The organism is Achromobacter anxifer, from assembly GCF_903652925.1.
GTDB lineage: Bacteria > Pseudomonadota > Gammaproteobacteria > Burkholderiales > Burkholderiaceae_B > Achromobacter > Achromobacter anxifer.
The window spans coordinates 560,797-586,201 of the sequence record NZ_CAHLAR010000004.1; the positions used below are offsets into that span (position 1 = coordinate 560,797).

The window sequence follows — 25,405 nt, forward strand, 5'->3', positions numbered from 1 at the left end:
TTGTATGTATATGGCGGCGCCTACAGCGCCATCTCGATCAGGACGGGACCCGGCTGCCGCAGCGCGGATTCCAGCTGCGCGGCCAGTTCTTCCGAGGTAGTAGCGCGGCTGGCCTGCACGCCGTAGCTGGCCGCAAGGCCGACCCAGTCGATGCGCGGACGGTCCAGCGCGGTCAGCTCGGCGGCGCGCGCGCCCAGCGCGGCGTTGCCGCGGCGCAGTTCGTTGCGCAGGATGGCGTACTGGTGGTTGGCGGCGATCAGCACCGTGACCGGCAGGTTTTCATGCGCCAGCGACCACAGCGTCTGGATCGTGTACTGGGTGCTGCCGTCTGACAGCACGGCCACCACGCGGCGGTCCGGGCAGGCAATGGCGGCGCCCATGGCGACGGGCAGGCCCTGCCCGATGGCGCCGCCGGTATTGGTCAGCACCGTGTGCGGCGCGGCCCCCGCGGACGCGGCGTACAGGGGATAGCCGCAAGTGCCGCCTTCCACCGACACGATGGCCTGGTCGGGCAGCGCGCGCGCCACCACGGCGGCGATGGACTGCGGCGTCAGGGCGCCGGCCGCCGGCACGGGCAGCGCCGCCGTCACCGGCTCGAACGCGGGCGCGCCGGCCAGTTCGGCCAGCGCTTCCAGGCGCGAGGCGGCGTCTTGCCCGGGCGCGGCCAGCTCCAGCAGGCGTTCGGCCGGCACCAACCGGCTGGGATGGCCCGCATAACCGAAGTAGGTCACGGGCGGCAACGCGCCCACCAGCACCACCAGGTCGGCCGCATCCAGCGCGGCGCGCGCCGGTTCCGGGAAATACGGCAAGCGGTCGAAGTCCGGCAAACCCTGGCCGCGTTCCGAGCGGGCGGGAAAGGTCTCGGCATAGGCCTTGCCGCCCAGGGCGGCGCACAGGCGCGCCGCGGCAATCTGCGCGCGGCGGCCCAGGCCGCTGGCCGGCCCGCCGCCGCCCAGCAGGAACAGCGGCCGCTGCGCGCGGCTCAGGCGCTGCCAGGCGGCAGCGGCGTCGAAGGCTTCGGGTTCGGCCCCGGCCCCGGCGCCGGCTTCGGATGCCGCGCTGTCCGCCACGTCATCGGCCACGTCTTCCGCCTGGAAGTCCGCCGGAAAGATCAGCGTGGCGCCCTGGCCGCCGTTGCTCAGGCTGGCCTGCACGGCGGCGCGCGCCGCGCCGGCCGCGGCCTGCGCCGAATCGATGCGCTCGACCCAGCCCGACACCGGACGCGCCAGCGATTCGATGTCCGAGGTCAGGGGCGCATCGCACTCCAGATGCCAGCTGGCGTGGTCGCCGATGATGTTGACGATGGGCGTGCGGGCGCGGCGCGCGTTGTGCAGGTTGGCGATGCCGTTGGCGAAGCCCGGGCCCAGGTGCAGCAGGGTCGACGCCGGCTTTCCCGCCAGGCGGCCATAGCCGTCCGCCGCGCCGGTGCAGACGTTCTCCTGGAGGCCGACCACGCAGCGCATGCCGGGCACCGCCTCCATCGCCCGCACCAGATCCAGCTCGGTGGTGCCGGGATTGGCGAAACACACTTCCACGCCCTGCTTGCACAGGGCCTTCAACAAGGCACTCGCTCCGCTCATGATTACCGCCTCCTTTTTTGCCACTTTATCGTAATTTGATAAATGTGCAATTTCTTTTGGCAGATTAATGTCTGATAATTTATTAGAATTATCTATTTGATAGTTCTGCAGAGATCTCCTATACGCACGCGTGCGTGCCGCGCGCGCAGCAGCGATTTGCCAATCCGCGCCCCTTGGTGCACCCTCGCAGCACGTCAGCCTTCCAACGCCTCATAGCCATGAACAGTCTTCGCCGCATGCTCGATGTCCTGGACCTTTTTCAGCCTGACAGGCCGGTCCTGGACGTGGACGCCATCTGCCAATTGCGCGGCTACGCGCCAGCCACCGCCTACCGCTACGTACGGGAGCTGTGCGCCTGCGGTCTGCTGGTGCGCCTGCCGGCCGGCTACGCGCTGGGGCCGCGCATCATTGCGCTGGACCTGCAGATGCGGGAATACGACCCCATGCTGACCGTCAGCCGCGACCTGATCGAGGAGCTGGCCAGTCAGACCGGCCTGGACGTGCTGCTGAGCGAGCGCTACGACGACAAGGTGATCAACGTGCACCAGCGGGCGGGGCGCAATACCCAGGCCCTGAACTTCGGCCGCGGCCGCCACATGCCGCTGCTGCGCAGCGCGACCGCCCGCGTGATCCTGGCCAACCTGGGGCCGCGCCCGCTGCGGCGCGTCTACGACGAACATGCCGATACGCCCGACATGCAGCGGCTGGGCCAGGACTGGAAAGCCTTTTCCCGCGCCATGCTGCAAGTGCGCAAGGCTGGGTACTGCATCTCCCGCGGAGAGCTGGATTCGGGCAAGACCGGGATCGCCGCGCCGATCTTCGATGAAGAGAACCACGTGCTGGGCAGCATCACGCTGATCGGCATGCAGGACGCCTTCGCGGCCTTCCGCGAGGACTATCTGGCCGGGCTGATCTGCCGCGCGGCCGCGGAAATCACCCGCCGCATCGCCCAGGCGCCGGCCAAGCTGCAACAAGCGGCCTGATCGGAGCAGGTTCACGCATGACGCCCGCCATCCGCCTAGGCCCGCTCGTATTTCCCTCGGACCTGCTGGTCCTCATCGCCGCCGCGGCCGTCGGGCTGCTGGCCGCCCGGCTGCTCAGCCGCAGGCAGGCGGACGGCAGCGCGCCGCCCGACACGGGCGCCGTGCTGTCGCGCGCGCTGCTCATCGGCCTGGTCGTCGCCCGGCTCGGCTTCGTCTGGCAGTACCAGGCGCATTTCATTGAAAATCCGCTCAGAATCCTGGACCTGCGCGACGGCGGCTGGGCCGGCATGGCCGGACTCGGCGCGGCCTGGATCTACACGCTGTACGCGGCCTTGCGCCGCCGCGCGCCGCGGCCCGCGCTGTTGCTTGCGCTGACGCTGGCCAGCGCGGTCTGGATCGGCGGCGGACGCTGGCTGGCGCCTGCGCCGCAGGCCCAGCCCGAACTGGCCGCCCTGGCCTTGCGCCAGCTCGACGGCGCGCCGGCCGGCCTTGCCGCCTTCCAGGGCAAACCGACAGTCATCAATCTGTGGGCCAGCTGGTGCCCGCCCTGCCGCCGCGAAATGCCCGCGTTCGCCGCGGCGCAGGCCGCGAATCCCGATGTGAACTTCGTGTTCCTGAACCAGGCCGAGGCGCCCCCGGACGTCACACAGTTCCTGCAACAGCACGCGCCGTCGCTGCGCAACGTGCTGCTCGATCCCGCGGGCGACGCGTCGCGCCAGATGAGCAACCGCGGCCTGCCGGCCACGCTGTTCCTGGATGCCCAGGGGCGGCTGGTGGACCTGCGGGTAGGCGAATTGTCCGCCGCCTCGCTGGCCCAGCGCCTGGACGCGATCCAGGCGCCGGCCGGCGATTGACGCAAGCTGCGCTTCAGGCTTCGCCTGCGTCCAGGACGCGGGCCCAGGGCAAGGAATGCCCCTGCATGTCGCGTTCAAACAGCCGCAGGCGTTGGCCCTCGCCGGCAGGCGGCGCTTCCAGGCGCGCCACCAGGACCGGCCCGGCAGGCAGCGCCCGGACGGTGGCGATGATTCTGGCGGGCGCGCCGTCCTTGGACGGCAGCTCGGTCCAGGCCTGCAATTCCGCCTGCTCCACCTGCGCCGTCCGTGCCTGCCCATGGCCGCAGGCCGGGCACCACAACCGCGCGGGATAGACCCGATGGCCGCAACGGCAACACTCGCTGACATGGATGCTCATGCTTCCTCCCGGGCCAGCACGGCGGCGTTGGCGCACATGCCGTAACGCAGTTGCACCATGCCATAGCCGGTCGCCACGCCATGGCGCGCGCCGCGCACCTGCCGCTCGCCGGCCTGGCCCAGCAACTGGCGCGCCACTTCAACCAGGCCATGCATGCCTCCCGCCGTGCCCGCCTGCCCCGCGGACAACTGGCCGCCCGCGGTGTTGACCGGCAAGTCGCGCGTGGCAATGCGCTGCGCGATAAAGCCGGGCAGATCGTCGGCCCGGACGTAGCCCAGGTCGCACAGCTGCGCCAGCGCCATGGCGGGATAGTCGTCATAGACGCTGACCACGTCCATCTCTTCCGGCCCTAGACCCGCGCGCTGCCACAGCGCGGGCGCGAACGCCGCGATGCCGGTCTGCAATCCGTCGCCCTCCTGCTGATCGAAGTTGTAGCGGCCATCGCTGGCCAGCAGGCGCACGCTGATGCCCGCCGGACGCGCGCTCAGGACCAGCGCGCAGGCGCCGCTGACCACCGGCACGCAGTCCAGGCGCCCCAGGGGAGGCGCGACCATGGGCGCGGCCAGGTACTGTTCCAGGCTCAGGGGCTGGCGATACGCCGCATTGGGATTGCCGCCCGCCCACAGGCGCTGCGCCACGCACAGCGCGCCGTAATCCTCGCGCCGGAGTCCGCTCCGCGCCATCTGCCGCTGCGTGAGCATGGCGAACAGCGGATTCGGCCCTTCGCAGCCCAGGGGGCTGAGATAGTCCTGCGCGCTGCGGTTGTAGCCGCGCACCAGTCCGGCGAAATCGGCTCCAGTGAAATGGTCCCCCGCCACCAGCACGATGGTCCTGGCCTGCCCGGCTTCCAGGGCCAGCCAGGCCTGGCGCAGCAGATTGATGGCGCTGGCGCCGCCCATCTCGTCCTGCATGCACCAATCGAGCCGCAATCCCAGCCGCCACGCCAGATCGATGGCGCGGTCGGGGCGCAGCGTGAACGAGGCCACGCCCAGTCCGTCCACATCCTGCGGCGCCAGTCCCGCGCCGCGCAGCGCCTGGGCGATCGCCTCGGCCATCAGGCCGGCCGTGCTGGTGTCGGCGGCCGGATGGCGCAAGGCGGGCGTTTCGCCCACGCCCACGATGCCCGGGCCGCGGGGCGCGCTCATGTCGAGGCCTGGCGCGCGGGTTCGCGCGTCAGCAGCAAGGTGATCACGGTGATCGCGGCCATGCCGACCAGGAACCAGGCCACCGGCGTGGCCGATTCATACTTGCGCAGCAGCGCCATGGCGATCAGGGGCGACAGGCCGCCGGCGAACACCGACGCAAGCTCGTGTCCCAGCGCCAGGCCGGTGTAGCGGACCTCGGGCGGAAAGAGTTCGGCGAAGTACGCCGGCTGGGTGCCTATCATCGCCGCGTGGCAGATCGTGTTGCCCAGGAAGAAGGCCAGGAAGATCCACACCGGCTCCTTGGTCTGCACCAGCCAGAAGAACGGAAACGCCACCAGCACCAGGCCGGCCGAGCCTATCAGGTACACCGCGCGCCGGCCGATGCGGTCGGACAGGTGGCCGAACCAGACCAGGGTCCCCAGCTCGATGAACATCGACAGCAGCACGCCGCCCAGCATGACGTCGTTGGAGATGCCGAGGAACTTGCCATAGGCCAGCGCGAACGCCAGGAAGATGTACGACCCGCCGTTCTCGGCCACGCGCAATCCCATCGCCGTGAAGACCTGGCGCGGATAGCGGCGGAACACTTCCACCGCGGGCATGCCGCGCTTGGCGGTCTTGGTCGCCTGCACGAATTCCTCGCTTTCCGGGATGTGCTTGCGGATGTAGAGGCCCACGCCGAAGATCAGCACGCTCAGCAGGAACGGCAGGCGCCAGCCCCAGCTCATGAAGGCGTCCTGCGGCAGCTGTTGCGCCAGCATGAAGACGCCAGAAGACAGCACGAAGCCGCCCGCCACGCCCAGCTGGCTGAACGACGAGAAGTAGCCGCGCCGCTTGCCGCCGACCGCCTCGCTGATCAGCAGCACGCCGCCGCCCCACTCTCCGCCCGCGGCCGCGCCTTGCAGTATGCGCAGCACGACCATGGCCACCGGCGCCCAGAAGCCGACCTGGTCATAGGTGGGCAGCAATCCGATCAGGAAGGTGGCCGCTCCCATCAGGCCCAGGGTCCACTCCAGCGCCAGCTTGCGGCCATAGCGGTCGCCGATATGGCCGAAGATTACGCCGCCCAGCGGCCGCGCCAGGAAGCCCACGGCAAAGCCGGCAAAGGCCCCCATGGTGCCCAGGAGCGGGTCGGTGCCCTTGGGAAAGAACAATTCTCCGAACACCAGCGCCGCCGCCGTGCCGTAGATGAAGAAGTCATACCATTCCATCGCGTTGCCCGCGACGGACGCCATCACCACGCGCCGCGTGCGCTGTCTGCGCGCGTCGTCGCCAGCGGCCGCGGCCGCCCCCTTGTATGCCATCGTCATTGCCGCCCCTTGTCTGTTTGAATGGACCCGTGGCGCTCAGCGCGCCACGCGATAGCCGGCGGCGTCGCGGTCCCAGGCGTCGCCGGTAATGCCCTCATCCCGCAAGTGGAACTTGCGGATCTTGCCGTTCTCGGTGCGCGGCAGATCGTCCAGCACGCGCAGATAGCGCGGCACGGCGAAATACGGCATGCGAGGCTGGCAGAAATCAAGCAGCGCCTCGGGCGCGATGGCCTGGCCGGTCTTGTAGACCAGCGCGGCCATGACCTCGTCCTCGGCCAGCTCGGAACGCACCGCATAGACCGCCACGGAGGCAACGGCGGGATGCGCCAGCAGCACCTGCTCCACCTCGTACGAGGAAATGTTCTCGCCGCGCCGGCGGATCGCGTCCTTCGTGCGGTCCAGGAACCGGTAGTAGCCGTCCGCGTCGCGCACGACCCGGTCGCCCGTGTGGAACCAGAGGTTGCGCCAGGCCTGCACCGTCTTGTCGTCCATGCCGAAATAGCCGGTGGCGATGGCGTAAGGCATGCGGGCGCGCAGCAGCAGCTCGCCCGGCGTGCCGTCAGGCACCGCCGCGTCGTGCTCGTCGGCCGCCATCGCATCGAACTCGGGCGCGGCGCGGCCCATGGTCCCGGCGCGCTGTTCAGCCAGCGTGCCGCCCAGCGCGAAGTTGGTTTCAGTGGAGCCGTAGCCTTCCAGCAAGGCGATGCCCGTGCGTTCGGCGAAGGCCGCGTGGAAACGTTCGGGGACTCCCGGAGCCAGCGCGATCCTCGCGCGGTGGCGCCGTTCGGCCGGCGCGGGCGTCTGCGCCAGCAGCATCGGCACCATGGCGCCCAGCAGATAGGTCACCGTGGCGCCCGTCGCTTCCAGCCGGTCGAAATAGCGGCTGACCGAAAAACGTTCGTCGCAGACGATGGTGGCGCCCGTGACCAGCGCCTGGAAACAAGCGTTCAAGGCATTGGTGTGAAACAGCGGCAGGCTGGTGTGGAGCACGTCGCTGGCGCCGATCTCCAGGTTGCGGGCGGCGATCCTGCCCCACCAATAGAACTGCGCGTGCGGACAGCACACGCCTTTCGACAGGCCCGACGTGCCGGAGGTGTACAGGATGGCCAGCGTGTCGCCCGGCCCGACGTCGGCCGCCTGCGGCAGCGGCGCCTCCGGCGCAGGCGGCGGCGCGCTGGCGTGGACCGGCAGCGCCGGCGCGTCGCCCTGCGCGTCCAGCAGCCAGATGCGTTCCAGGGCCAGGGACTGCGTGTCCAGCGCCGCCAGCGCGGCGCAAGATGCCGCGTCGGCCACCAGCAGCCTGCAACCGCTGTTGGCCAGGATGTGCTGCAGCTGCATGCCGCGCGATGCCGTATTGATCGGCACCACCACCGCGCCCAGCCAGCCGCAGCCCAGCACGATGGACAGGAATTCATGCCGGTTGCCGGCCATCAGCCCGACCCGGTCGCCGCGGGCGACGCCGACAGAGGCCAGGCGCGCGGCCCAGTCCGCCGCATGTCCGGCGGCATCGCCGTAACGCAGCGCGCCGCCCGGCGCCTGCACCCATGTGCGCTCGCCCCAGCGGGCCCCCTGCTCCAGCAACAACGACGGCAGTGTCAACGCATGCATGGCGATGCTTCCCCTAAGTGTCGCGGCCTTCGGCAAGCGTTGCCCAGCCCTGTGAAATTAGTCTAGGAATCAACTATTTATATGTCAAATTTATAGGTATTATTTATCTTATAAGTCTGACTGATATGAGGGGCATGCATGGACTTCGACCTGAACCTCATGCGGGTTTTCCTGACCGTGCTGCACGAGCGCAGCGTCACGCGGGCGGCGCAACGCCTGAACCTGACGCAACCTGCCGTGAGCTATGCGCTGGCGCGCCTGCGGGAGAAGTTCGACGACCCCTTGTTCGCGCGCACCGCGTCCGGCATGCAGCCCACGCCGGTCGCGTTTGCGCTGGCCGAACCGATAGAACGCGGCATGAACAGCTTCGCGGAAGCCGTCAACCTGCGGCAGCGCTTCGACCCGGCCAGCAGCGCCCGGCGCTTCCGCCTGTCGATGTCGGATATCGGCGAAATGGTGTTCCTGCCGTCGCTGATGGAACGCGTGCACGCGCTGGCGCCGCGCCTGCAGGTCGAGGTGCTGGAGATTCCGCTGGAACGGCTGCCGCAGGCGCTCAAGGAGGGCGAGGTCGATCTCGCCATCGGCAACCTGGCCGGGCTGGGCAGCGAAACCTGCCATGCCGAACTGTTCAGCGAGCGCTATACCTGCATGGGCCGGCGCGGGCATCCGGTGCTGTCCGCCGGCCTGACGCGCAGCCAGTACAAGCGCCTGGACCACATCCTGGTGGCCTCGCGGGCCAGCGCCCACCGCTTGCTGGACGACGTGCTGAGCGAGGCCGGCCTGCCGCGCCGGCCCTACCTGACCCTGCCGCATTTCTCCGCGGCGGCCGAGATCGTGCGGCGCACCGATCTCACCATGACCCTGCCGCTGCGGGCCGCGCTCTGGTTCAACCACGATGACGCCTTCCAGATCCGTCCGCTGCCGATCGCGCTGCCGCCCTTGTCCGTAACGGTGCACTGGCATGCGCGCTTCGAGAGCGACCCGGGGACTTCCTGGCTGCGCCGGCTGGTGGTGGAGACGCTGGCGGATCCGGATCCGGCGTGAAGCTGCGGCTTCGACCTTCGGCTAGCGCAACGCCGCCAGCATCAGGTCCAGGTTCTGCACCGCCGCCCCCGACGCGCCCTTGCCCAGGTTGTCGAACACCGCCGCCAGCAGCACCTGGCCGTGCTCGGCATTGCCGTAGACCGCCAGGCGCAGGTCGTTGGTGCCGTTGAGCGCCTGCGGGTCCAGATGGGTATGGGCGGCGGCGTCCTGCGGCGCCACCACCTGCACGTGGCGCGCGCCTTCGTAGTGCTGCTGCAGGCAGGCATGCAGGCGCTGCATGTCCACGCCCGCCGGCAGCAGCCGCAGCTGCAACGGCACGGTCAGCACAATGCCCTGGCGATAGGCGCCGTAGGCGGGCACGAACAGTGGCCGTTGCGTCAGGCCCGCATGGCGTTCGATTTCCGGCGTGTGCTTGTGTGCCAGGCCCAGCCCATAGAGTTGGAACGCCGGTCCCGCCGCGCCGTCAGCCGCCTCGTAGGCATCCACGGCAGCGCGCCCGCCGCCCGAATAGCCCGACACGGCATGGATCGCCACGGGATAGTCGGCCGGCACCAGCCCCGCCCGCAGCAGCGGCCCGAGCAAGGCGATCGCGCCCGTGGGATAGCAGCCCGGGTTGCTGACGCGCGCGGCCCGGGCGATCAGCCCGGCCTGCTCCGCGTTCATTTCCGGAAAACCGTAGACCCAGCCCGGCGCCGTGCGATGCGCGGAACTGGCGTCTATGACCCGCACCGCCGGGTTGACGATGGACGCAGCCGCCTGGCGCGCCGGTTCGTCCGGCAGGCAGAGGATGGCGATGTCGCAGGCGTTGATCGCCTCGGCGCGGCGCTGCGGGTCCTTGCGTTCCGCCGCGGGCAGCGTCAACAGCCGCAGATCCGTGCGCCCGTGCAGGCGTTCGTGGATCTGCAGGCCGGTGGTGCCCTGGTCGCCGTCGATAAAAACTAGAGCTTGGGTCATGGCGCGTATGTCCTGGATCAAAGGGAGCGCCGGAACGTTCCTGGCGCGGACTCCATCATCGGCCGGGATCGTAGATAACAAAAGTCGAATATCATGACTATCCAATTCAGCTTTCCTGAACGAGACCGCCATGCGTGAAATCAGCCTGGACCGCCTGCGCACCCTGGTCGCCATCGCCGACCTGGGCTCGTTCGCGGATGCGGCCCGCGCCCTGCACCTGGCGCCGCCCACCGTCAGCCTGCACGTGGCCGACCTGGAGGAACGCATCGGCGCGCCGCTGCTCACGCGCAGGCGCGGCCAGGTCCGGCCTACGGCCATCGGCGAAACCCTGCTGGAACGCGCGCGGCGCCTGCTGGCCGACGCCGACCAGGCGCTGGACGACGTGCAGCGGCAGGTACAGGGGCTGGCCGGGCGCGTGCGCCTGGGCGCCTCGACCGGCGCCATCGCCCATCTGTTGCCGCAAGCCCTGGAAACGCTGGGCCGCGACCACCCCGGCATCGACGTCCAGGTGGCCGTGCTGACGTCGCAGGAAACCTTGCAGCGGCTGGCGGACGGCTCGCTGGACGTGGGCCTGGTGGCCCTGCCCCAGCCACCGCTGGAAGGGCTGGTGCTGCGGCCCTGGCGCCGCGACCCGGTGATGGCCTTCCTGCCCGCCGGCTGGCAGGCGCCCGCGCGCCTGAGCCCTGCCTGGCTGGCCGAAAAGCCGCTGATCCTGAATGACGCCAGCACGCGGCTGTCGCGGCTGACGGGAGAATGGTTCGCCGCGGCCGGCCTGCATCCGCGCGCGCGCATCCAGCTGAACTACAACGATGCCATCAAGAGCCTGGTGGCCGCCGGCTACGGCGCCACCCTGCTGCCGCACGAAGCCACCGCGCCCCAACCCGATCCGCGCATCGAAATGCGCCCGCTGCGGCCCGCGCTCTGGCGGCCGCTGGGCATCGCGCACCGCGCCGGGCAGGTTGAACAGGCCACCCGCCACGTGCTGGACGTGCTGTGGGAGTTGCGGGCCTCAGCCGCCCGCTGATCCGCTGGTTGGTCCACCCGCCGGTCCACCCACAGGTCCACCCACGGGTCCATCCACTGCGGGCTTGCGACGGAAGTACGCGGTGCGCTGGCTCTCTTCGCGCAGCCGCCGGGCGCGCGAGCGGAACAGGTCCTTGCGCCCGACGATGCCGACCAGCCGGCCGTTGGCCCGGTCCAGTATCGGCAGGCGGCCCGCGCCGGACAGCGCCATGCGGTCGGCGATCTGGCTGGCAAGCTCCTCGGGATGGCCATAGATCAGCTCGCGCCCCTGCAGGGCCTCGGCCAGCGTGCGCCCGCCCTGCTCGTCGTCGATGGCCCAAGCCAGGGTGTCGGCGCGGGTGACTTCGCCCACCACCTTGCCCTGGGCGTCCAGCACCGGATAGCTGGTGTGCACCGGCTGCGCCGTCGTGAAATGAGCAATCGCCTGCGTCACCGTCCAATCCGCCGGCAGGGTCTCGACCGGCGAGGTCATGACCTGGCTGGCCCGCAGCAGGTCGAACGGATCCACCCGGTACTCGCGGCTGATATGGTGGCCGCGCCGCGCGATCTTCTCGGTCAGGATGGAGCGCTTCAACAGCAGCACCGTCACGCCGTAGGCGAACACGCATGCCGACAGCACCGGCAGCAACGCGCCCATGTTGCCGGTCAGCTCCACCGCGAACAGGGTGGCGGTCAGCGGCGCCCGCATGGTGCCGCCCATCATGGCGGCCATGCCCAGCAAGGCCCAGAAGCCCGTATCCGCCTGCGGCAACAGCGGCGTGGCCAGCGCGCCCAACGCGCCGCCGAAGATCAGCAGCGGCGCCAGCACCCCGCCCGAGGTGCCCGAGCCCAGCGCGACCGACCAGATGACGACCTTGACCACCAGCAGCAGCAATACCGCCTGGAAAGCCAGGTCGCCCGCCAGCAGATGGCGGATGTTGTCATAGCCCACGCCCAGCGCCGCCGGCTCGATCAGCCCGCCTATGCCGATAGCCAGGCCGCCGAAGGCCGGCCACCACATCCAGTGCACCGGTAGCTTTTCGAACAGGTCCTCGGCGGCGTAGACCATGAAAGTCAGCACGCCGGAGCCCAGGCCGGCCAGCACGCCGATGGCGGCGCAGGCCAGCAGATGCGCGGGCGTGAACGGCAGCGAACCTGAATAGGCGAATATCGGCCCGGCATCCAGCACGAAGGCGCGCGCGGCGGCGGCCACCAGCGCGGCCATCGCCACGGGCAGGAAGCTGCGCGGCTTCCATTCGAACAGCAGCAGTTCGACCGCCAGCAGCACCGCCGCCAGTGGCGTGGAAAAGATCGCCGTCATGCCCGCGGCCGCGCCCGCCACCAGCAGCGTCTTGCGTTCGCCGTCGTCCAGGTGGATGGTCTGCGCCAGCAGCGAACCGATGGCGCCGCCCGTCATGATGATGGGGCCTTCGGCGCCGAACGGGCCGCCCGTGCCGATGGAGATGGCCGAAGAGACCGGCTTCAACACCGCGACCTTGGGCTGAATCCGGCTCTTGCCAATCAGGATGGCTTCCATGGCCTCCGGGATGCCGTGGCCGCGGATCTTTTCCGAGCCGTAGCGCGCCATCAGGCCGATGATCAGGCACCCCACGACCGGGATGGCGACGGACGCGAGCCCCAGCTTTTCGGTGGTGATCGGCAGGTCCGCGAACGAGAACAGGTGGTGATAGGCCAGGTTCGTGCACAACGCAATCAGGCGCAGCAAGGCCCAGGCGGCGGCCACGCTGGCCAGGCCCACCGGAATGGCCAGGCCCATCAGGAGGACCACGCGCTTGTCCGTGGTGAAGTCGCCCAGGCGCAGTCCGGCCCGGGCAGAGGAGGAAGTAGGAGGCATGTTCGAAGGAAGAAGAATCGCGCAGGGAATTGCGCAATGTCATTTATATCGTATCACGACATATATTAGAATCGCCCGGGTGAAACAGCCCTCTTCCCCTCCCCGACTGTCCGCCACGGACTACGAACTGCTGGCCGATTTCCGCTATGCGCTGCGCCGCTTCGCCGCCTTCAGCGAAAACGCCGCCGCCGCCCTGGACCTCATGCCGCAGCAGCACCAGGCCCTGCTCGCCATCAAGGGCACCCGCAAGAGCGCGCCCGGCCGCCGCGGCCTGTACGTGGGCGAAATTGCCGAGCGCCTCTTGATCCGCCCGCATACCGCGGCCGAACTGGTGGGACGGCTGGCGCGCCTGGACCTGGTCAGCCGCGAAGCCGACCCCGAGGACGGCCGCCGCGTCGAGGTGGTGCTGACCGCCCGCGCCGAGCGCATGCTGGAAGATTTGTCGGCCTCGCATCTGGAAGAATTGCGCGCCCTGCGCCCGCTGCTCACGCTGCTACTGGCACGCATCGGCGGCGAAGCCGGCGACGCCTGATCCCGCCTTTGCCGCATAAGCTTATGCGGCGCAGCTTGGTCTCGCGTGATAAATTGTCGCCCCGCGACATATTTCAAGGGCGCGAGGAGATCGTTTTGGGTGTGGCAATCAAGCGCTGGCTGGGCTCGTTCGCGCCAGCGCCGGTGGGCGTCAACGGACGCGAGAAAATCTACGGCGTGCTGGGCGCGCTGCTTGGCCTGTTCTGCACGGAATGGGTCGGCCGCCACGCGCTGGGCGACGCCAGCCCCTGGTTCATCGCCCCCATGGGCGCGTCCGCCGTGCTGCTGTTCGCCGCCCCCGCCAGCCCGCTGGCGCAGCCCTGGTCCATCATGGCGGGCAATCTCGTCTCGGCCCTGATCGGCGTGTTCTGCGCCCAGTTCATCCCCGTGCCGGGGGTAGCCGCGGCGGTTGCGGTGGCGCTTGCCATCGGCGCCATGTTTTCGCTGCGCTGCCTGCATCCGCCCAGCGGCGCGGTGGCGCTGACGGCCGTGCTGGGCGGCCCGCCTGTCGCCAGCCTGGGCTACGGCTTCGCCCTCTGGCCCGTGGCGCTGAACTCCCTGATCCTGCTGTGCATCGCCGTGGTCTTCAACGGCGCGCTCAAGCGCAACTACCCGCGCCGCCACGCCGACCCGGCCGCCGGCCACAATACCCGGGACCTGGCCCCGAGCGCGCGCCTCGGGTTCAGCCCGGCCGACCTGGATGCCGCGCTCACGCAGCGCGGCGAACTGTTGGACATCAGCAAGGAAGACCTGGAAGAAATCGTGCTGGCCGCGGAAATGCGGGCCAGCGTGCGCCGCTTCGGCGACGTGCATTGCGCCGACATCATGTCGCGCGACGTGGTCACGGTGCAGGCCCAGGATCCGCTGGACTACGCGGTCCGCCTGTTCGACAGGCACCGCCTGCAGGCGCTGCCGGTGCTGGACGCCGCCGGACGCTACGCCGGCATGCTCAGCCAGGGCGACGTGCTGGCGCGCAGGACCCGGCTGGCGGCGGTCGCCGCCGACGCCGACGCCCCGCCGGACCTGCTGGTGGCCGACTGCATGCGCAGCGAAGTGCCGTTCGCGACCCCGGGGCTACCCGTCATCGAGCTGGCCCGGCCCATGTCGGACAGCCTGCATTGCGTGCCGGTGCTGGACGAAGCGCGCGACCTGGTCGGGCTGGTGACGCAATCGGACCTGGTGGCGGCGCTGTACCAGATCGCGCTCGCGGCCAGCTCGCAGGCGCCGGACCCGGACGCCCAGCGGCTCGCGGCCTGAGCCCCTCCGTAGCCCTACGGATTCCTGTCCGCGCAGGCCGCAAGGCATAATTTGAGGCGTGAATCCCCTATCGCGCGCTCGCGCCTTCTTCTGCTGGCTGGTCCTGTTCGCCCTGGGCGCCCTATGGATCGGGCGGCAGGACTACGTGGACCAGTACGAACGCTTCACCCAGAGCACCAGCGTGGCGCAGCGCATGCTGAGCCAGAAGACGGTGCAGCATGAAGCCGTGCTGGCGACCCTGGCCGCGCTGTCCCACCCGCCCGCTCCCGAACGCCTGTATCCCAGCCTGCGGCCCGCCATGCCGCAACTGCTGGGGCTGGGCTATCTGCCCGACGGCGCCTGGAGCGGCAGCGTGGCCGAGCCGCCCGGCCTGCCCGCGGCCGTCGAACGCGCGCGCGGCCTGGGCCGGCCGGTGACGCTGCCGCTGGACGCCGCCCGCTACTGGCTGGTGGCGCCCTCCGGCTGGAGCCTGCTGCTGGACGCCAGCCAGCTGGTGCCCGCCTCCGACTTCCCGCCCGGCCTTGCCAGGCTGACCCTGACGATCGACCAGACGCCGCTGGCGCTGCTGGACAAGCAGCCCGACCACGGCGCTCCCGGCTGGCCGCTGGTCCTGCAAAAGCCGCTGGGCGCGGCCAGCCAGCCCTTCCAGATGCGCAGCGCCCGCCGGCTGACGCCGGACGCCTGGCCCTGGCCCACCTGGCTGGCCTGGGGCCTGGCCAGCGCGCTGCTGGTGGCCGGCGCCGCGGCCTGGCAGCGTTCGCGCGCCCAGGCCAGGCGCCAGCAGGAACAGCTGCGGCTGGGCGCCATGGCGCGCCTGAGCACCCTGGGCGAAATGGCCGCCGGCATCGCCCACGAACTGAATCAGCCGCTGACCGCCATCCTGGCCCAGACCCGCGCCGCCGCGCGGCTGCTGGACGACGAAGAAGAACGCCCCGCCGTGCGCCACGCGCTGCTGGCCAGCGCCGAACAGGCCAAGCGCGCCGCCGACATCATCAGCCGCATGCGCGCCCTGGTGCAGCCCAGCTCGCCCGCCCGGCGCGAAGCGCTGGATCCCGACGCGCTGGTGGCGTCGCTGCGCTTTCTGCGCGAACCCGAACTGGCCAGGCTGGGCGTGCGGCTGAGCTGGCACAACGCCAGTCCCGGCGCCCGCCCGCTGGGCGACCGCGTGGCGCTGGAACAGATCCTGCACAACCTGGTGCAGAACGCGGCCGACGCGCTCGCCGAGGTCTCCGGGCCGCGCCAGATCGCGCTGGAAGGCCGCGCCGACGGCGCCGGCTACCTGTTCAGCGTCAGCGACACCGGCCCCGGCATTGCCGCCGACGCCTTGCCGCGCCTGTTCGCCCCCTTCTACACCACGCGGCCGCAAGGCATGGGCCTGGGCCTGGCCTTGTGCGACACCCTGGCCGGCTCCATGGACGGCCGCATCGCCGCGCGCAACCTCAGCCCCACGGGCGCCTGCTTCACGGTCAGCCTGCCGCTTGCCGCCCCCACATGACGACGCCGGACGCTCCCATGCTCGAACAATCCCCGCTGGTCTACCTGGTCGACGATGACGACGCAGTGCGCGACGGCCTGGCGCTGCTGCTGCGCAGCGTCGGCCTGCGCAGCGCGGGCTACGCCGATCCGCTGGCGTTCCTGGCGCAATTGCCGCCGCAATCCATAGGCTGCGTGGTGCTGGACATCCGCATGCCGGGCATCAGCGGCCTGGACGTGCTGAGCCGGCTGGCCGAACAGTCGGACCTGCCGGTGGTCATGCTGACCGGCCACGCCAACGTCGACTTGTGCCGCCGCGCCTTCAAGGGCGGCGCCATGGAGTTCCTGCAAAAGCCCGTGGACGACGACGTGTTCCTGGACGCCGTGCAGGCCGCCGTGCGCACCCACATCGCCAGCCGCGAAAAGCTCGCGGTGACCCAGGCCGCGCAGGAACGGCTCGACAAGCTGTCGGGCCGCGAACGCGACGTGCTGGAGCGCATCGTGCAGGGCCTATCCAACAAGGAAATCGCGCGCGAATTCGACCTGTCGCCGCGCACGGTCGAAACCTACCGCGCCAACGTCTTCGCCAAGCTCGAAGCGGACAACCTGGCCGGCCTGATCCGCGAGTACGCTGGCCTGCTGGGCTGAGCCCCGTTCACGCCTAGCCCGGGCGCCGTCCTCCGTAGCGCTACGGAGGACCCAGCGTAGCCGACCGAATACCGCCTTTCGGCCGCGCTCTTTAATCTGTCTGCTCCTGTCACCGACTCCAAAAAGGACACAGACATGTCGCCCAAACTCCTCGCTTTCGCCACCCTGTTCGCCTGCGCCGGCGCCGCCAATGCCGCCGTGCTCAGCGAAAGCAATCTGTCCATGGCCGATGCGCAGAAGCTGGCAACGGCCACCGTGGCCGCCTGCCAGGCCAAGGGCTATAACGTCAGCGCCTCGGTCGTGGACCGCGCCGGCCTGCTCAAGGCTTTCGCCCGCTCCGACAACGCCGGCCCGCACACCATCGAAGCCAGCCGCGCCAAGGCCTACACCGCCGCTTCGGCCAAGACCCCGACGCTGACCATGCTGGAAAACGTGCAGAAGAACCCGGCCGCGGCCACCCTGCCCGACATCCCGGGCTTCCTGGTGCTGGGCGGCGGCGTGCCGGTCAAGGCCGGCTCCGCCGTGATCGGCGCCATCGGCGTGGCAGGCGCGCCGGGCGGCAACCTGGACGCGCAATGCGCCGACGCCGCGCTGGAAGAAAACGCCGCGCTGTTCAAGTAAGCGGCGGTCATATTGGGGGCCGGCGCATTTGCCGCGCCCGCGGCATCGCGGTAGCCTAGCTGCGCCATGCCCCTGCCGCCTCCCCATGCCCTGCTCGGCGCCACGTTGCGCCGCGCCGCCCGCCGCTACCGCGTGCCGGCCATCTCCCGGATACCCGTCGACGACGCCATGCCCGCGACGGCGCTGGCAGTGGCCATCGAACAGGCCCGCCTGGCGCTCATAGCGGGCAGCGCGCCACCGGACACGCTCAAACAGACCTTTCTCGACGCGCTGGCCCGCCTGATCCGCGACGCCCTGAGCGAGTCCGACGGCGATCCCGTCTTCCAGGCCATGCTGCTGCGCCACAGGCTGGCTCCTGTGCGCGAGTATGCGTCGCTATCCGCGGCAGCCGCCCAGGACCGGCGCGAGATCATCGCCGCCGCCAACGCCATCGCCCATCCCGCCAAGGTCGAACGCATGCCCGCCGGCCCGGCGCGCGATGCCATGGCCGCCTTGCAGACGGCCTCGGCCTCCGAGGCCTGGACCGCGCTGCCCGACGCCGCGCGCCTCCTTCTGAACCTGCCCGCGGACCCACAGGCCAACGGGGCGCCTTCGTCCGCGGCGCTCGACCGCCTGCTTGGCAATCCCGCGCTGGCCCGCCTGCAACGGCTGGACGCCCTGCTCGCCGACGCCGACGTGCGCCGCTACCGCGCGCTGTGGGACCAGCAGGGCCCGCGTCCGGGCAGCGCCACCGCATATGCCCAGGGCAACGCCTCGCGCCAGCGCGGCGCCGCCGTCGAGGCGCTGGCCTTGCAAGCGCTGGAAGCCCTGGCCCGCAGCCTCAACGACGCGCAGGACGAAACCATCTATCGCGCCGTGTCCTCGATGCGCGTGCCGCCCTCCATCCCCGCCAATGCCGACCGCGCCAAGAGCGAATGGGACGGCGCCTTGCTGCGGCGCGCGGCCGGCGACGACCCGACGCCGGCGTGGGACCTGTGCCTGCTGCTTGAAGCCAAGGCCTCCGCCGACGCGGTGGCCACCGACTTTCCGCGCTTGCAGCGCGGCCTGCGCCTGCTGGCGCACGCCGAGCCCGGCGTCCGCTACGCCTTCAGCACGCGGCAAGGCGTCTGTCCCCTGCGCGGCGAGTCGCTGCGGGCGCTGCCCGCCGACGGCCCTAAGCTCGAAACCACCGTACTCTATTTCTGCGACGGCCCCGCCGACGCCATCCCGCGCCTGCTGAGCGCCGCCAGCCGCATGCAGCTGCTGTCCGCCCAGCCCAGCCTGGAATTCGCCGGCCGGCTGGCGCAAGGCCTGGACGCGGCGGCGCAGACGCTGGAGCCGGTCTGGCATCTGCTGCTGGAATCGGCGCAATGGACCAGCGTGCTGCAGCAGTATCCGACGCTGTGCCAGGCGCGCGAACTGATGGTGCACCCGGATGACTTGATGGCAGCGATCAAGCTTCGCCCTTGAGCTCCCGTTCCACAATGGCGCGCGTCAACGTCGGCACGAACATCTCGATGAAGTGGAAGGCGTAGCCGCGCAGCCAGGCGCCGCGCCGTATCGCCAAGCGCGTCAGATTGATCTCGAACAGATGGCGCGCTTCGATGGCGCACAGGCGCGTGTCGCGTTCCGCGTCCCAGGCCACGGAGGCCACGATGCCCACGCCCAATTCCAGTTCGACATAGGTCTTGATCACGTCCGCGTCCATCGCGGTCATGACGATGTCGGGCGCGATGCCGGCGCGCGCGAAGGCCTCGTCGATATGCGCTCGCCCGGTGTAGCCGCGTCCATAGGTAATGATGGGATAGCGCGACAGCTGCGACAGGGTGACGCCGTCCTGCTGGCGCTCCAGCGAATGGCCGCGAGGCACGATGATGCTGTGGCTCCAGCGGTAGCAAGGCAGGTTGACCAGCCCCGGATACTCGGCCACCGCCTCCGTCGCCACGCCGATGTCGGCCTCGCCTTCCAGCAGCATTTCCGACACCTGCCTGGGCGAGCCCTGATGCAGGTGCAGCACCACTTCGGGATAGCGTTCGCGGAACTCCTTGATGACCGGGGGCAAGGCATAGCGCGCCTGCGAGTGGGTGGCCGCGATGGACAGCACGCCGGTCCGGCTGTCGGCATACTCCGCCCCCGCATGGCGGATGTTGTCCGCGCATTGAAGGATCTGCTCGACCAGGGGCAGGATCAGTTTGCCCGGAGGCGTCAGTCCGATGAGCCGCTTGCCCGAACGCACGAAGATGTCCACGCCCACCTCCTCCTCGAGCTCGCGGATCTGCCGGCTGACACCGGGTTGCGACGTATGCAAGCTCTCGGACACGTCGGTCAGGTTGAAGTCCTGCCTCACGGCTTCGCGCACGGAACGCAGCTGCTGGAAGTTCATGGCGCGCCTCAGCCCAAAAAGGCCAACTGGTTGCCGGAAGGATCCTTCACGTACATCACGCGTGGCGCCGAGCCTGGCAGTGAACAGACGGGGTGGAAGCCCGCCAGCCGCAGTCGCTCCAGCACCTCGTCATAGGCGCGGGTCTTGAAGGCCAGATAGTCGGGCCTGACCTCGCGGCTGACCTCTTCCACCGGCGACAGCGACAGGATCGCATCGTCCAGCGCGAACTGCAGCCGCTGATCGCCCGCGCCCGCCACTTCCTGCAAGCCGATGACCTGCCCGTAGAACTCGCGGACCACGTCCTGACGACCCGCCAGAAAGGAAAGCTGCACCGAACCAATAGAAAAAATAGTAGACATGCCCTGCCGCCAACCATGGAACAGCGCAAATTCTAGTGTCGCCACACCCGCGCGGACAAAGAGGTATCCGTTCCTTCTACATAGCCTGAAACCCTAAGGCTTGACGCTCATTTGCATATGTCCGGAAAGCGTCGGCCAGCGATCCAAGATAGGCGGACGCGGCGTCCCAGTTTGATGCCAAGCGTCCCGTCCGCTCCTCCCTCACAGCCACTTTCAGATATCGATATGCGGCCGCTCGCCCCATGACGCGCGATCAGAAAACAAATATCCACATGCGAATTCAATCGTTCTAGCGCGGCCCCGCCTCGGCCAGACTGCCCGTTTCCTTCAAGCACATTCAGGAAACGCGATGTCTCTCCCCTCAGTCACCGGACTGGACCACTACATCATCCGGGTGCGCGACCTGCAGGCCGCAACCGAGCAATACCAGAAGCTGGGCTTCGCCCTGGCGCCGCAAGGCCGGCACCATCGCGGCACGCGCAACCAGACGCTGATCCTGGACGCCAACTACCTGGAGCTGCTGGCCTTTCCGCCCGAGCTGCTGGACCAGTCGCGCTTTGCCGGCTTCGACGACGCCTACGAAGGCCCCGTGTCCGTCGCGCTGCAGACCACCGATAGCAGCGCCGTGCACGCGGAACTGGCGCGCCTGGGCATAGACGCCGAACCGCCCCAGCGCGGCGGCCGGCCGGTGCACCTGCCCGAAGGCAGCGAGGACGCGGCCTGGAACAACACCCAGTTCCCCGCGGGTCTCTTCACAGTGCCGGACTTCTTCACCTGCGGCCACCTCACGCGCCACCTGGTGTACCGCCCCGAATGGCAGGACCACGCCAACGGCGCCCGCCGCATCGAATCCCTGATCGTCGTGCATCCCGAGCCGCGCGCCTTGCGCGCCGCCTACGAACGCGCGCTGGGCGCCATCGCCATCAGCGACCTGCCGGACCGGGGCCTGCAAGTGCGGCGCGGCAGCCTGCGCATCGATTTCCTGTCGCCCACCACTTTCGAGCAGCGCTTCCCCCATGTGCGCGTGCCTGCGGGCCTGCCCGCCAGCAGCCAGGGAGGCTGGTTCGCGGGCTCCGTCATCGGCGTGCGCGACATCGCGCAGACGCGCGCGTGGCTCGACGCCAACAAGGTCGCCTACCGCGCCAACGTTCAAGGCGAACTGGCGGTGGCGCCCGAGCATGCCGCGGGCGCGCTGCAGGTCTTCGTGCAGGAGGCATGATGGGCCAACCCCTGCCTGACTACTGGACCTGCTTCTCCACCGACTACGTGGCGGCGCGCGAGGCCTTCGTGGCCGCCGCCACCGCGCGCGGCGCCGCGCTCTCGCGCCATGAGCATCCCACGGCGCGCGACCGGCAGGGCCAGCCCTTGACGGTAGACGTGGCGGTGCTGGGCCGCCCCGGCGCCGCCCGCACCCATCTGGCCATCAGCGGCACCCACGGCCTGGAAGGCGCGGCCGGCTCCGCCGTGCAACTGGCCTGGCTGCTGACCGACGGCGGCCTGCCCCTGCCGCCAGACGTCAACGTGGTGCTGGTGCATGCGCTCAATCCCTATGGCTATGCCCATGACACGCGCACGACCGAGAACAACGTCGACCTGAACCGCAACTTCATCGACCACACCCTGCCCGCGCCCTCCAATCCGCATTACGCCGCCCTGCATCCGCACCTGATTCCACGATTGTGGACGGCGGACGCGCTCGACGCCGGGGCCGAGGCGCTGGATCGTTTCCGCGAGGAACATGGCGCCGACACGCTGTTCAACGTAACGGCCAGCGGCCAGTACACGCACCCGGACGGGCTGGTCTATGGCGGCAACGGTCCCGAATGGTCCAACCGCACGCTGCGCCGCATCGTCGACGAGCACCTGGGCGCGAGCGAGCGCGTGGCCTTCATCGACTGGCACACCGGCATCGGCGATTACGGCAAGCCCTTCTTCCTGTGCTTCAACCCCGAAGGCAGCGAGGAACAGACGCAAGCCGCCGCCTGGTGGGGCTCCGACCGCGTGCTGGGCCAGAGGCCGCATGGCCTGGCCCGCCCCGACTATCAAGGCCTGGTGTTCCGCGGCGTGGAGCAGGCGCTGGGCGGACGGCGACTGGCGGGCGCGGTGGTCGAGTTCGGCACCCGCGGGCTGCAGATGCGCGCCGCGCTGCGGCTGGACCAATGGCTGCGCTTCCAGGCGCCGGCCTCCCCCGACCCCGCGCGCGACGCGCAGTTGCGCGCCGACCTGGTCGATGCCTTCGTGCCGGTCTCCAGCGTATGGCGCCGCCATGTGGTGGCGCACGGTTTGCAGATCACGCGCCAGGCCATCGCCGGCCTGGCCGCGTGGTGATTCTTCATTTACCCATTCCAAAGAAACTCATGAAAGCCATTGTTTTGCGTGAACACGGCGGCAGCGACAAGCTGCGCCTGGAAACCGAATTCCCCGATCCCGTCGCCGGTCCCGACGACGTGGTCATCCGCGTCCAGGCGTCGTCCCTGAACTACCACGACGTGTTTACCCGCCGCGGCATGCCCGGCATCAAGCTGCCCTTTCCCGTGATCATCGGCCTGGACGTGTCCGGCGTCGTCGAACAGACGGGCGCCAACGTGCGCGACTGGAAGGCCGGCGACCGCGTCCTGGTCGATCCGATAGACCGGGTCGATGGCGGATTGGTGGGCGAAACCATCCATGGCGGCCTGGCCGAACTGTGCCGCGTGCCGGCGCACCAGCTGCTGCGCCTGCCCGACGAAGTGAGCTTCGAGCAGGCGGCCGCGCTGCCGGTGGCCTATGGCACCGCCCTGCGCATGATGAACCGGATCGGCCAGGTCCAGCCGGGCGAGAAAGTCCTGATCCTGGGCGCCAGCGGCGGCGTGGGCGTGTGCGCGGTGCAACTGGCCAAGCTGGCCGGCGCCGAGGTCATCGCCTGCGCCGGCAGCCCCGAAAAGGCCGAGGCGTTGCGCGCTCTGGGCGCGGACCACGTCATTCTCTACACCGAAGAAGACTTCCTCAAGGCGGTGCAGGAGCGTTTCGGCAAGCCGTCGCGCCGCCGCTCCGGCAAGCCCGGCGGCGTGGACGTGGTGGTGAACTTCACGGGCGGCGACACCTGGGTCAAGTCGCTGCGCTGCCTGCGCCTGGGCGGACGGCTGCTGACCTGCGGCGCCACCGCGGGCTTCGATCCCAAGGAAGACCTGCGCTACATCTGGACCTTCGAGCTGCAGATCCGCGGCTCCAACGGCTGGGAACGCGAGGACCTGCACGAATTGCTGGCGCTGGTGCGCGACGGTCGGCTGCGCGTCCAGGTGAACCGCAAATGGCCGCTGGAACAAGGCGCGCAGGCGCTGGCCTCGCTGGAGGATCGCAAGATCGTCGGCAAAGTGCTGGTGACGGCATGAGCGCGGATCCGAAGACCCAGACCCTCGATGCCGCCGCCATCCAGGCCCGGTTCGATGATTCCCCCTTCATCGCCTGGCTCGGCCTGTCGGTGCGCGAGGTGAACCACGAACAAGGCGTGCTGACGGTGCTGGCGCCCATGCGCCCGGAATTCGAGCGCGGCGCGGCCAGCGGCCAATGGCATGGCGGGCCGCTGGCCGCCGTGATCGACACGGTGGGCGATTTCGCCGTGGGCATGTTGCTGGGCCGCGGTCTGCCGACCATCAACTTCCGCGTCGACTACCTGCGCCCTGCAGTCAACACCGCGCTGACCGCCGTGGCCCGCGTACGGCGCAACGGCCGCAGCGTCGGCGTGGCCGACGTGGACCTCTACAACGAGCAAGGCGCGCTGATCGCCATCGGCCGCGCCACCTACGCCACGCTCAGCCAGGGCTGAGCGGACCCTCACTACAAGGACATCATCATGACCACCGCGCAGCGCCCCGGACGGCGCGCCTTCCTGACCCGTAGCGCCGCGGGCGGCCTGGCCGCCAGCCTGGGCATCGCGCCCCAGGCCTTGCTGGCCGCGACTTCCCAGCCCGGCGCCGACGCCGGCCCCGCCCGCAAGGGCGGCACCCTGGTCGCCAGCTGGGGGGGCCTGGAGCCTCAGGCCCTGTTCGTGCCCGGCGGCGGCGGGTCCAGCCCGTTCCAGACCGCCACCAAGATCCTGGAACGCCTGCTCAAGCTGGACGCCGACCTGAAGTTCCAGCCCGCCCTGGCCCTGTCCGTCACCCCGGCCGCCGACTTCCGCAGCTACACCATCAAGCTGCGCGAAGGCGTCACCTGGCATGACGGCGCGCCCTTCACCTCCGCCGACGTGGTCTACAACGTGCTGCAGCACTGGAAGCCGGTCTCGGCGGGCATCGCGCTCAAGTCACTGACCGGCGCCACTGCGACCGATCCGCTCACCGTGGTGCTGAGTTTCGACGCGCCGGTGCCGGAGTTCTTCCTGAAGTCCACGCTGGCCGGCCAGTTCCAGCTGCTGGTGCCCAAGCACCTGTATGAAGGCCGCGACATCATCACCAACCCGCTGAACAACACGCCGGTCGGCACCGGCCCCTGGAAGTACGGCAAGTGGGTACGCGGCAGCCATGTCGAGTACCTGCGCAACGACAGCTACTGGAACGCGGGCCAGCCCAATCTGGACCGCCTCATCATCCGCTGGTGGGCCGACCCCGCCACGCGCGGCGCCGCGCTGGAGACCGGCGAGCTGGGCCTGGCCTATTCCAATCCCGTGCCCGCCCGCGACATCGACCGCCTGGTCAAGACCGGCAAGGTGGTCGTCGATACCCGCGGCTACCAGAACTCGGCCTGGACCGTGACCGCCGAGTTCAACCAACGCCGCGACATCGTCAACCGCCGCGAGGTGCGCCAGGCCATCCTGCACGCCATCGACCGCCAGTTCATCGTCGACACCATCTACTACGGCCGCGGCAAGCCCGCCATCGCGCCGGTCTTCAGCAGCAATCCGCTGTTCTACACCGAGGACGTGCCGCGCTACCCGTTCGACCCGAAGAAGGCCGCCGCGCTGCTGGACGCCGCCGGCCTGCCGCTCAAGGACGGCAAGCGTTTCAGCGTGAACCTGGTGGCCGCCGCCTGGTTCGAGGAAAACGCCAAGCTCGGCCAGTACCTGAAGCAGGCGCTCCAGGACGTGGGCATCGAGGTCAAGCTGGACTCGGTGGACCGCGCCACCGCGCTCAAGCGCATCTATGGCGACTACGACTACGACATTGCCGTCTCCAACTTCACCTCGCCGCTGGAGCTGGTGCCCACGGTCACGCAGTTCTACACCACGGACGGCATCGTCAAGGGCGCCGCCTTCCGCAACGCCACGGGCTACTCCAACCCCGAGATGGACGCGCTGGTGGCCAAGCTGACCCAGGAGACCGCTCCCGACGCGCGCCGCGCGCTGGCGCACCAGTTCGCCCGGCTGGCGTCCACCGACGTGCCCCATGTGCCGCTGGTGGAGATCCAGTCCTTTACCCTGGCCGGCAAGAACGTGCGCAATTTCACCACCGGCGCCAACGTCCAGGGCGAGACCCTGGCCGACGTCTGGCTGCAGGCCTGAGGCGCG

General features: G+C 69.8%; 24 protein-coding genes. 15 read left to right on the top strand and 9 right to left on the bottom strand.

What is annotated here, in order from left to right; genetic code table 11:
- Positions 1-20: 20 nt before the first annotated feature.
- A complete protein-coding gene (locus HWY37_RS15640) occupies positions 21-1,580 on the bottom strand; it encodes an acetolactate synthase large subunit (RefSeq protein ID WP_176089011.1) in 1,560 nt (519 codons plus the stop codon).
- A 218-nt stretch (positions 1,581-1,798) separates the two neighbouring features.
- Between HWY37_RS15640 and HWY37_RS15645 the strand changes: the two genes are divergently transcribed.
- Together HWY37_RS15645 and HWY37_RS15650 are read left to right on the top strand one after the other, a co-directional pair.
- Positions 1,799-2,563, top strand: coding sequence for an IclR family transcriptional regulator (locus HWY37_RS15645; RefSeq protein WP_246302316.1), 765 nt, complete (start codon positions 1,799-1,801; stop codon positions 2,561-2,563).
- A gap of 17 nt (positions 2,564-2,580) precedes the next feature.
- Positions 2,581-3,417 (top strand): TlpA family protein disulfide reductase, encoded by an 837-nt coding sequence (locus tag HWY37_RS15650; RefSeq protein ID WP_176089012.1) that lies wholly within the window; start codon positions 2,581-2,583, stop codon positions 3,415-3,417.
- A gap of 13 nt (positions 3,418-3,430) precedes the next feature.
- Here the strand turns inward: HWY37_RS15650 and HWY37_RS15655 are convergent, their stop codons facing one another.
- From HWY37_RS15655 to HWY37_RS15670, 4 genes are read right to left on the bottom strand one after another with little or no spacing between them, the layout of a single operon-like run.
- A complete protein-coding gene (locus HWY37_RS15655) occupies positions 3,431-3,754 on the bottom strand; it encodes a PhlB family protein (protein WP_176089013.1) in 324 nt (107 codons plus the stop codon).
- Positions 3,751-4,899 carry a thiolase family protein gene (locus HWY37_RS15660; protein WP_176089014.1) on the bottom strand — a complete coding sequence of 383 codons (1,149 nt, stop codon included), beginning with the start codon at positions 4,897-4,899 and terminating at the stop codon, positions 3,751-3,753. The genes HWY37_RS15655 and HWY37_RS15660 overlap by 4 nt, the downstream gene beginning before the upstream one ends.
- Entirely contained in the window at positions 4,896-6,209 is a 1,314-nt protein-coding gene (locus tag HWY37_RS15665; protein ID WP_176089015.1) for an MFS transporter, read from the bottom strand. The genes HWY37_RS15660 and HWY37_RS15665 overlap by 4 nt, the downstream gene beginning before the upstream one ends.
- Positions 6,210-6,245: 36 nt before the next feature.
- Complete coding sequence (locus tag HWY37_RS15670) at positions 6,246-7,853, bottom strand: ATP-dependent acyl-CoA ligase (RefSeq protein WP_281372230.1); 1,608 nt, start codon at positions 7,851-7,853, stop codon at positions 6,246-6,248.
- Between the two features lie 102 nt (positions 7,854-7,955).
- Between HWY37_RS15670 and HWY37_RS15675 the strand changes: the two genes are divergently transcribed.
- Positions 7,956-8,861, top strand: a complete 906-nt coding sequence (locus HWY37_RS15675; protein WP_176089017.1) for a LysR family transcriptional regulator — start codon at positions 7,956-7,958, stop codon at positions 8,859-8,861.
- A gap of 21 nt (positions 8,862-8,882) precedes the next feature.
- Here HWY37_RS15675 and argC read toward each other — a convergent pair whose 3' ends face one another.
- Positions 8,883-9,815 (bottom strand): N-acetyl-gamma-glutamyl-phosphate reductase, encoded by a 933-nt coding sequence (gene argC, locus HWY37_RS15680; RefSeq protein WP_176089018.1) that lies wholly within the window; start codon positions 9,813-9,815, stop codon positions 8,883-8,885.
- 130 nt (positions 9,816-9,945) lie between these two features.
- On the opposite strand from argC, the gene HWY37_RS15685 reads away from it, so the two are divergent.
- Positions 9,946-10,839, top strand: a complete 894-nt coding sequence (locus HWY37_RS15685) for a LysR family transcriptional regulator (RefSeq protein ID WP_175208150.1) — start codon at positions 9,946-9,948, stop codon at positions 10,837-10,839.
- Here HWY37_RS15685 and HWY37_RS15690 read toward each other — a convergent pair.
- Complete coding sequence (locus HWY37_RS15690) at positions 10,825-12,672, bottom strand: chloride channel protein (RefSeq protein WP_246302317.1); 1,848 nt, start codon at positions 12,670-12,672, stop codon at positions 10,825-10,827. The two genes, HWY37_RS15685 and HWY37_RS15690, sit on opposite strands and share 15 nt — an antisense overlap.
- A gap of 79 nt (positions 12,673-12,751) precedes the next feature.
- Between HWY37_RS15690 and HWY37_RS15695 the strand changes: the two genes are divergently transcribed.
- The 6 genes from HWY37_RS15695 (at position 12,752) to HWY37_RS15720 (ending at position 18,651) form a co-directional block, all read left to right on the top strand.
- Complete coding sequence (locus tag HWY37_RS15695; RefSeq protein ID WP_175208149.1) at positions 12,752-13,204, top strand: MarR family winged helix-turn-helix transcriptional regulator; 453 nt, start codon at positions 12,752-12,754, stop codon at positions 13,202-13,204.
- Between the two features lie 95 nt (positions 13,205-13,299).
- The gene (locus HWY37_RS15700) at positions 13,300-14,460 is read left to right on the top strand and encodes an HPP family protein (RefSeq protein ID WP_175208148.1); all 1,161 of its coding nucleotides are present in this window, start codon (positions 13,300-13,302) and stop codon (positions 14,458-14,460) included.
- A 58-nt stretch (positions 14,461-14,518) separates the two neighbouring features.
- Positions 14,519-15,955 carry a sensor histidine kinase gene (locus HWY37_RS15705; protein WP_176089019.1) on the top strand — a complete coding sequence of 479 codons (1,437 nt, stop codon included), beginning with the start codon at positions 14,519-14,521 and terminating at the stop codon, positions 15,953-15,955.
- Positions 15,952-16,581: a response regulator transcription factor gene (locus HWY37_RS15710; protein WP_175208146.1), complete on the top strand. Its 630-nt coding sequence runs from the start codon at positions 15,952-15,954 to the stop codon at positions 16,579-16,581. The genes HWY37_RS15705 and HWY37_RS15710 overlap by 4 nt, the downstream gene beginning before the upstream one ends.
- A gap of 135 nt (positions 16,582-16,716) precedes the next feature.
- Positions 16,717-17,202, top strand: coding sequence for a GlcG/HbpS family heme-binding protein (locus HWY37_RS15715; protein WP_175208145.1), 486 nt, complete (start codon positions 16,717-16,719; stop codon positions 17,200-17,202).
- A gap of 66 nt (positions 17,203-17,268) precedes the next feature.
- Positions 17,269-18,651: a 3-deoxy-D-arabino-heptulosonate 7-phosphate synthase gene (locus HWY37_RS15720; RefSeq protein WP_176089020.1), complete on the top strand. Its 1,383-nt coding sequence runs from the start codon at positions 17,269-17,271 to the stop codon at positions 18,649-18,651.
- Here HWY37_RS15720 and HWY37_RS15725 read toward each other — a convergent pair.
- Together HWY37_RS15725 and HWY37_RS15730 are read right to left on the bottom strand one after the other, a co-directional pair.
- Entirely contained in the window at positions 18,635-19,564 is a 930-nt protein-coding gene (locus HWY37_RS15725) for a CysB family HTH-type transcriptional regulator (protein WP_175208143.1), read from the bottom strand. The two genes, HWY37_RS15720 and HWY37_RS15725, sit on opposite strands and share 17 nt — an antisense overlap.
- An 8-nt stretch (positions 19,565-19,572) precedes the next feature.
- Entirely contained in the window at positions 19,573-19,923 is a 351-nt protein-coding gene (locus HWY37_RS15730) for a VOC family protein (RefSeq protein WP_175208142.1), read from the bottom strand.
- A 349-nt stretch (positions 19,924-20,272) separates the two neighbouring features.
- Between HWY37_RS15730 and HWY37_RS15735 the strand changes: the two genes are divergently transcribed.
- From HWY37_RS15735 to HWY37_RS15755, 5 genes are read left to right on the top strand one after another with little or no spacing between them, the layout of a single operon-like run.
- Positions 20,273-21,142 (top strand): VOC family protein, encoded by an 870-nt coding sequence (locus HWY37_RS15735; protein ID WP_176089021.1) that lies wholly within the window; start codon positions 20,273-20,275, stop codon positions 21,140-21,142.
- Positions 21,142-22,251, top strand: a complete 1,110-nt coding sequence (locus HWY37_RS15740) for a M14 family metallopeptidase (RefSeq protein ID WP_176089100.1) — start codon at positions 21,142-21,144, stop codon at positions 22,249-22,251. Before HWY37_RS15735 ends, HWY37_RS15740 begins: the two co-directional genes overlap by 1 nt.
- Positions 22,252-22,280: 29 nt before the next feature.
- Complete coding sequence (locus tag HWY37_RS15745; protein ID WP_176089022.1) at positions 22,281-23,294, top strand: quinone oxidoreductase family protein; 1,014 nt, start codon at positions 22,281-22,283, stop codon at positions 23,292-23,294.
- Complete coding sequence (locus HWY37_RS15750; RefSeq protein ID WP_176089023.1) at positions 23,291-23,728, top strand: PaaI family thioesterase; 438 nt, start codon at positions 23,291-23,293, stop codon at positions 23,726-23,728. The genes HWY37_RS15745 and HWY37_RS15750 overlap by 4 nt, the downstream gene beginning before the upstream one ends.
- Positions 23,729-23,755: 27 nt before the next feature.
- Entirely contained in the window at positions 23,756-25,399 is a 1,644-nt protein-coding gene (locus HWY37_RS15755; protein WP_176089024.1) for an ABC transporter substrate-binding protein, read from the top strand.
- The last annotated feature ends 6 nt before the right edge of the window (positions 25,400-25,405 follow it).

Excerpts from the sequence above, each read along its gene's own strand:
- HWY37_RS15660 (WP_176089014.1), bottom strand. The coding sequence starts at position 4,899 with ATGAGCGCGCCCCGCGGCCCGGGCATCGTGGGCGTGGGCGAAACGCCC.
- HWY37_RS15715 (WP_175208145.1), top strand. The coding sequence starts at position 16,717 with ATGTCGCCCAAACTCCTCGCTTTCGCCACCCTGTTCGCCTGCGCCGGC.
- HWY37_RS15745 (WP_176089022.1), top strand. The coding sequence starts at position 22,281 with ATGAAAGCCATTGTTTTGCGTGAACACGGCGGCAGCGACAAGCTGCGC.
- HWY37_RS15725 (WP_175208143.1), bottom strand. The coding sequence starts at position 19,564 with ATGAACTTCCAGCAGCTGCGTTCCGTGCGCGAAGCCGTGAGGCAGGAC.
- HWY37_RS15685 (WP_175208150.1), top strand. The coding sequence starts at position 9,946 with ATGCGTGAAATCAGCCTGGACCGCCTGCGCACCCTGGTCGCCATCGCC.
- HWY37_RS15720 (WP_176089020.1), top strand. The coding sequence starts at position 17,269 with ATGCCCCTGCCGCCTCCCCATGCCCTGCTCGGCGCCACGTTGCGCCGC.
- argC (WP_176089018.1), bottom strand. The coding sequence starts at position 9,815 with ATGACCCAAGCTCTAGTTTTTATCGACGGCGACCAGGGCACCACCGGC.
- HWY37_RS15755 (WP_176089024.1), top strand. The coding sequence starts at position 23,756 with ATGACCACCGCGCAGCGCCCCGGACGGCGCGCCTTCCTGACCCGTAGC.
- HWY37_RS15735 (WP_176089021.1), top strand. The coding sequence starts at position 20,273 with ATGTCTCTCCCCTCAGTCACCGGACTGGACCACTACATCATCCGGGTG.
- HWY37_RS15665 (WP_176089015.1), bottom strand. The coding sequence starts at position 6,209 with ATGACGATGGCATACAAGGGGGCGGCCGCGGCCGCTGGCGACGACGCG.
- HWY37_RS15675 (WP_176089017.1), top strand. The coding sequence starts at position 7,956 with ATGGACTTCGACCTGAACCTCATGCGGGTTTTCCTGACCGTGCTGCAC.
- HWY37_RS15710 (WP_175208146.1), top strand. The coding sequence starts at position 15,952 with ATGACGACGCCGGACGCTCCCATGCTCGAACAATCCCCGCTGGTCTAC.
- HWY37_RS15650 (WP_176089012.1), top strand. The coding sequence starts at position 2,581 with ATGACGCCCGCCATCCGCCTAGGCCCGCTCGTATTTCCCTCGGACCTG.
- HWY37_RS15730 (WP_175208142.1), bottom strand. The coding sequence starts at position 19,923 with ATGTCTACTATTTTTTCTATTGGTTCGGTGCAGCTTTCCTTTCTGGCG.
- HWY37_RS15740 (WP_176089100.1), top strand. The coding sequence starts at position 21,142 with ATGGGCCAACCCCTGCCTGACTACTGGACCTGCTTCTCCACCGACTAC.
- HWY37_RS15645 (WP_246302316.1), top strand. The coding sequence starts at position 1,799 with ATGAACAGTCTTCGCCGCATGCTCGATGTCCTGGACCTTTTTCAGCCT.
- HWY37_RS15690 (WP_246302317.1), bottom strand. The coding sequence starts at position 12,672 with ATGCCTCCTACTTCCTCCTCTGCCCGGGCCGGACTGCGCCTGGGCGAC.
- HWY37_RS15640 (WP_176089011.1), bottom strand. The coding sequence starts at position 1,580 with ATGAGCGGAGCGAGTGCCTTGTTGAAGGCCCTGTGCAAGCAGGGCGTG.
- HWY37_RS15750 (WP_176089023.1), top strand. The coding sequence starts at position 23,291 with ATGAGCGCGGATCCGAAGACCCAGACCCTCGATGCCGCCGCCATCCAG.
- HWY37_RS15655 (WP_176089013.1), bottom strand. The coding sequence starts at position 3,754 with ATGAGCATCCATGTCAGCGAGTGTTGCCGTTGCGGCCATCGGGTCTAT.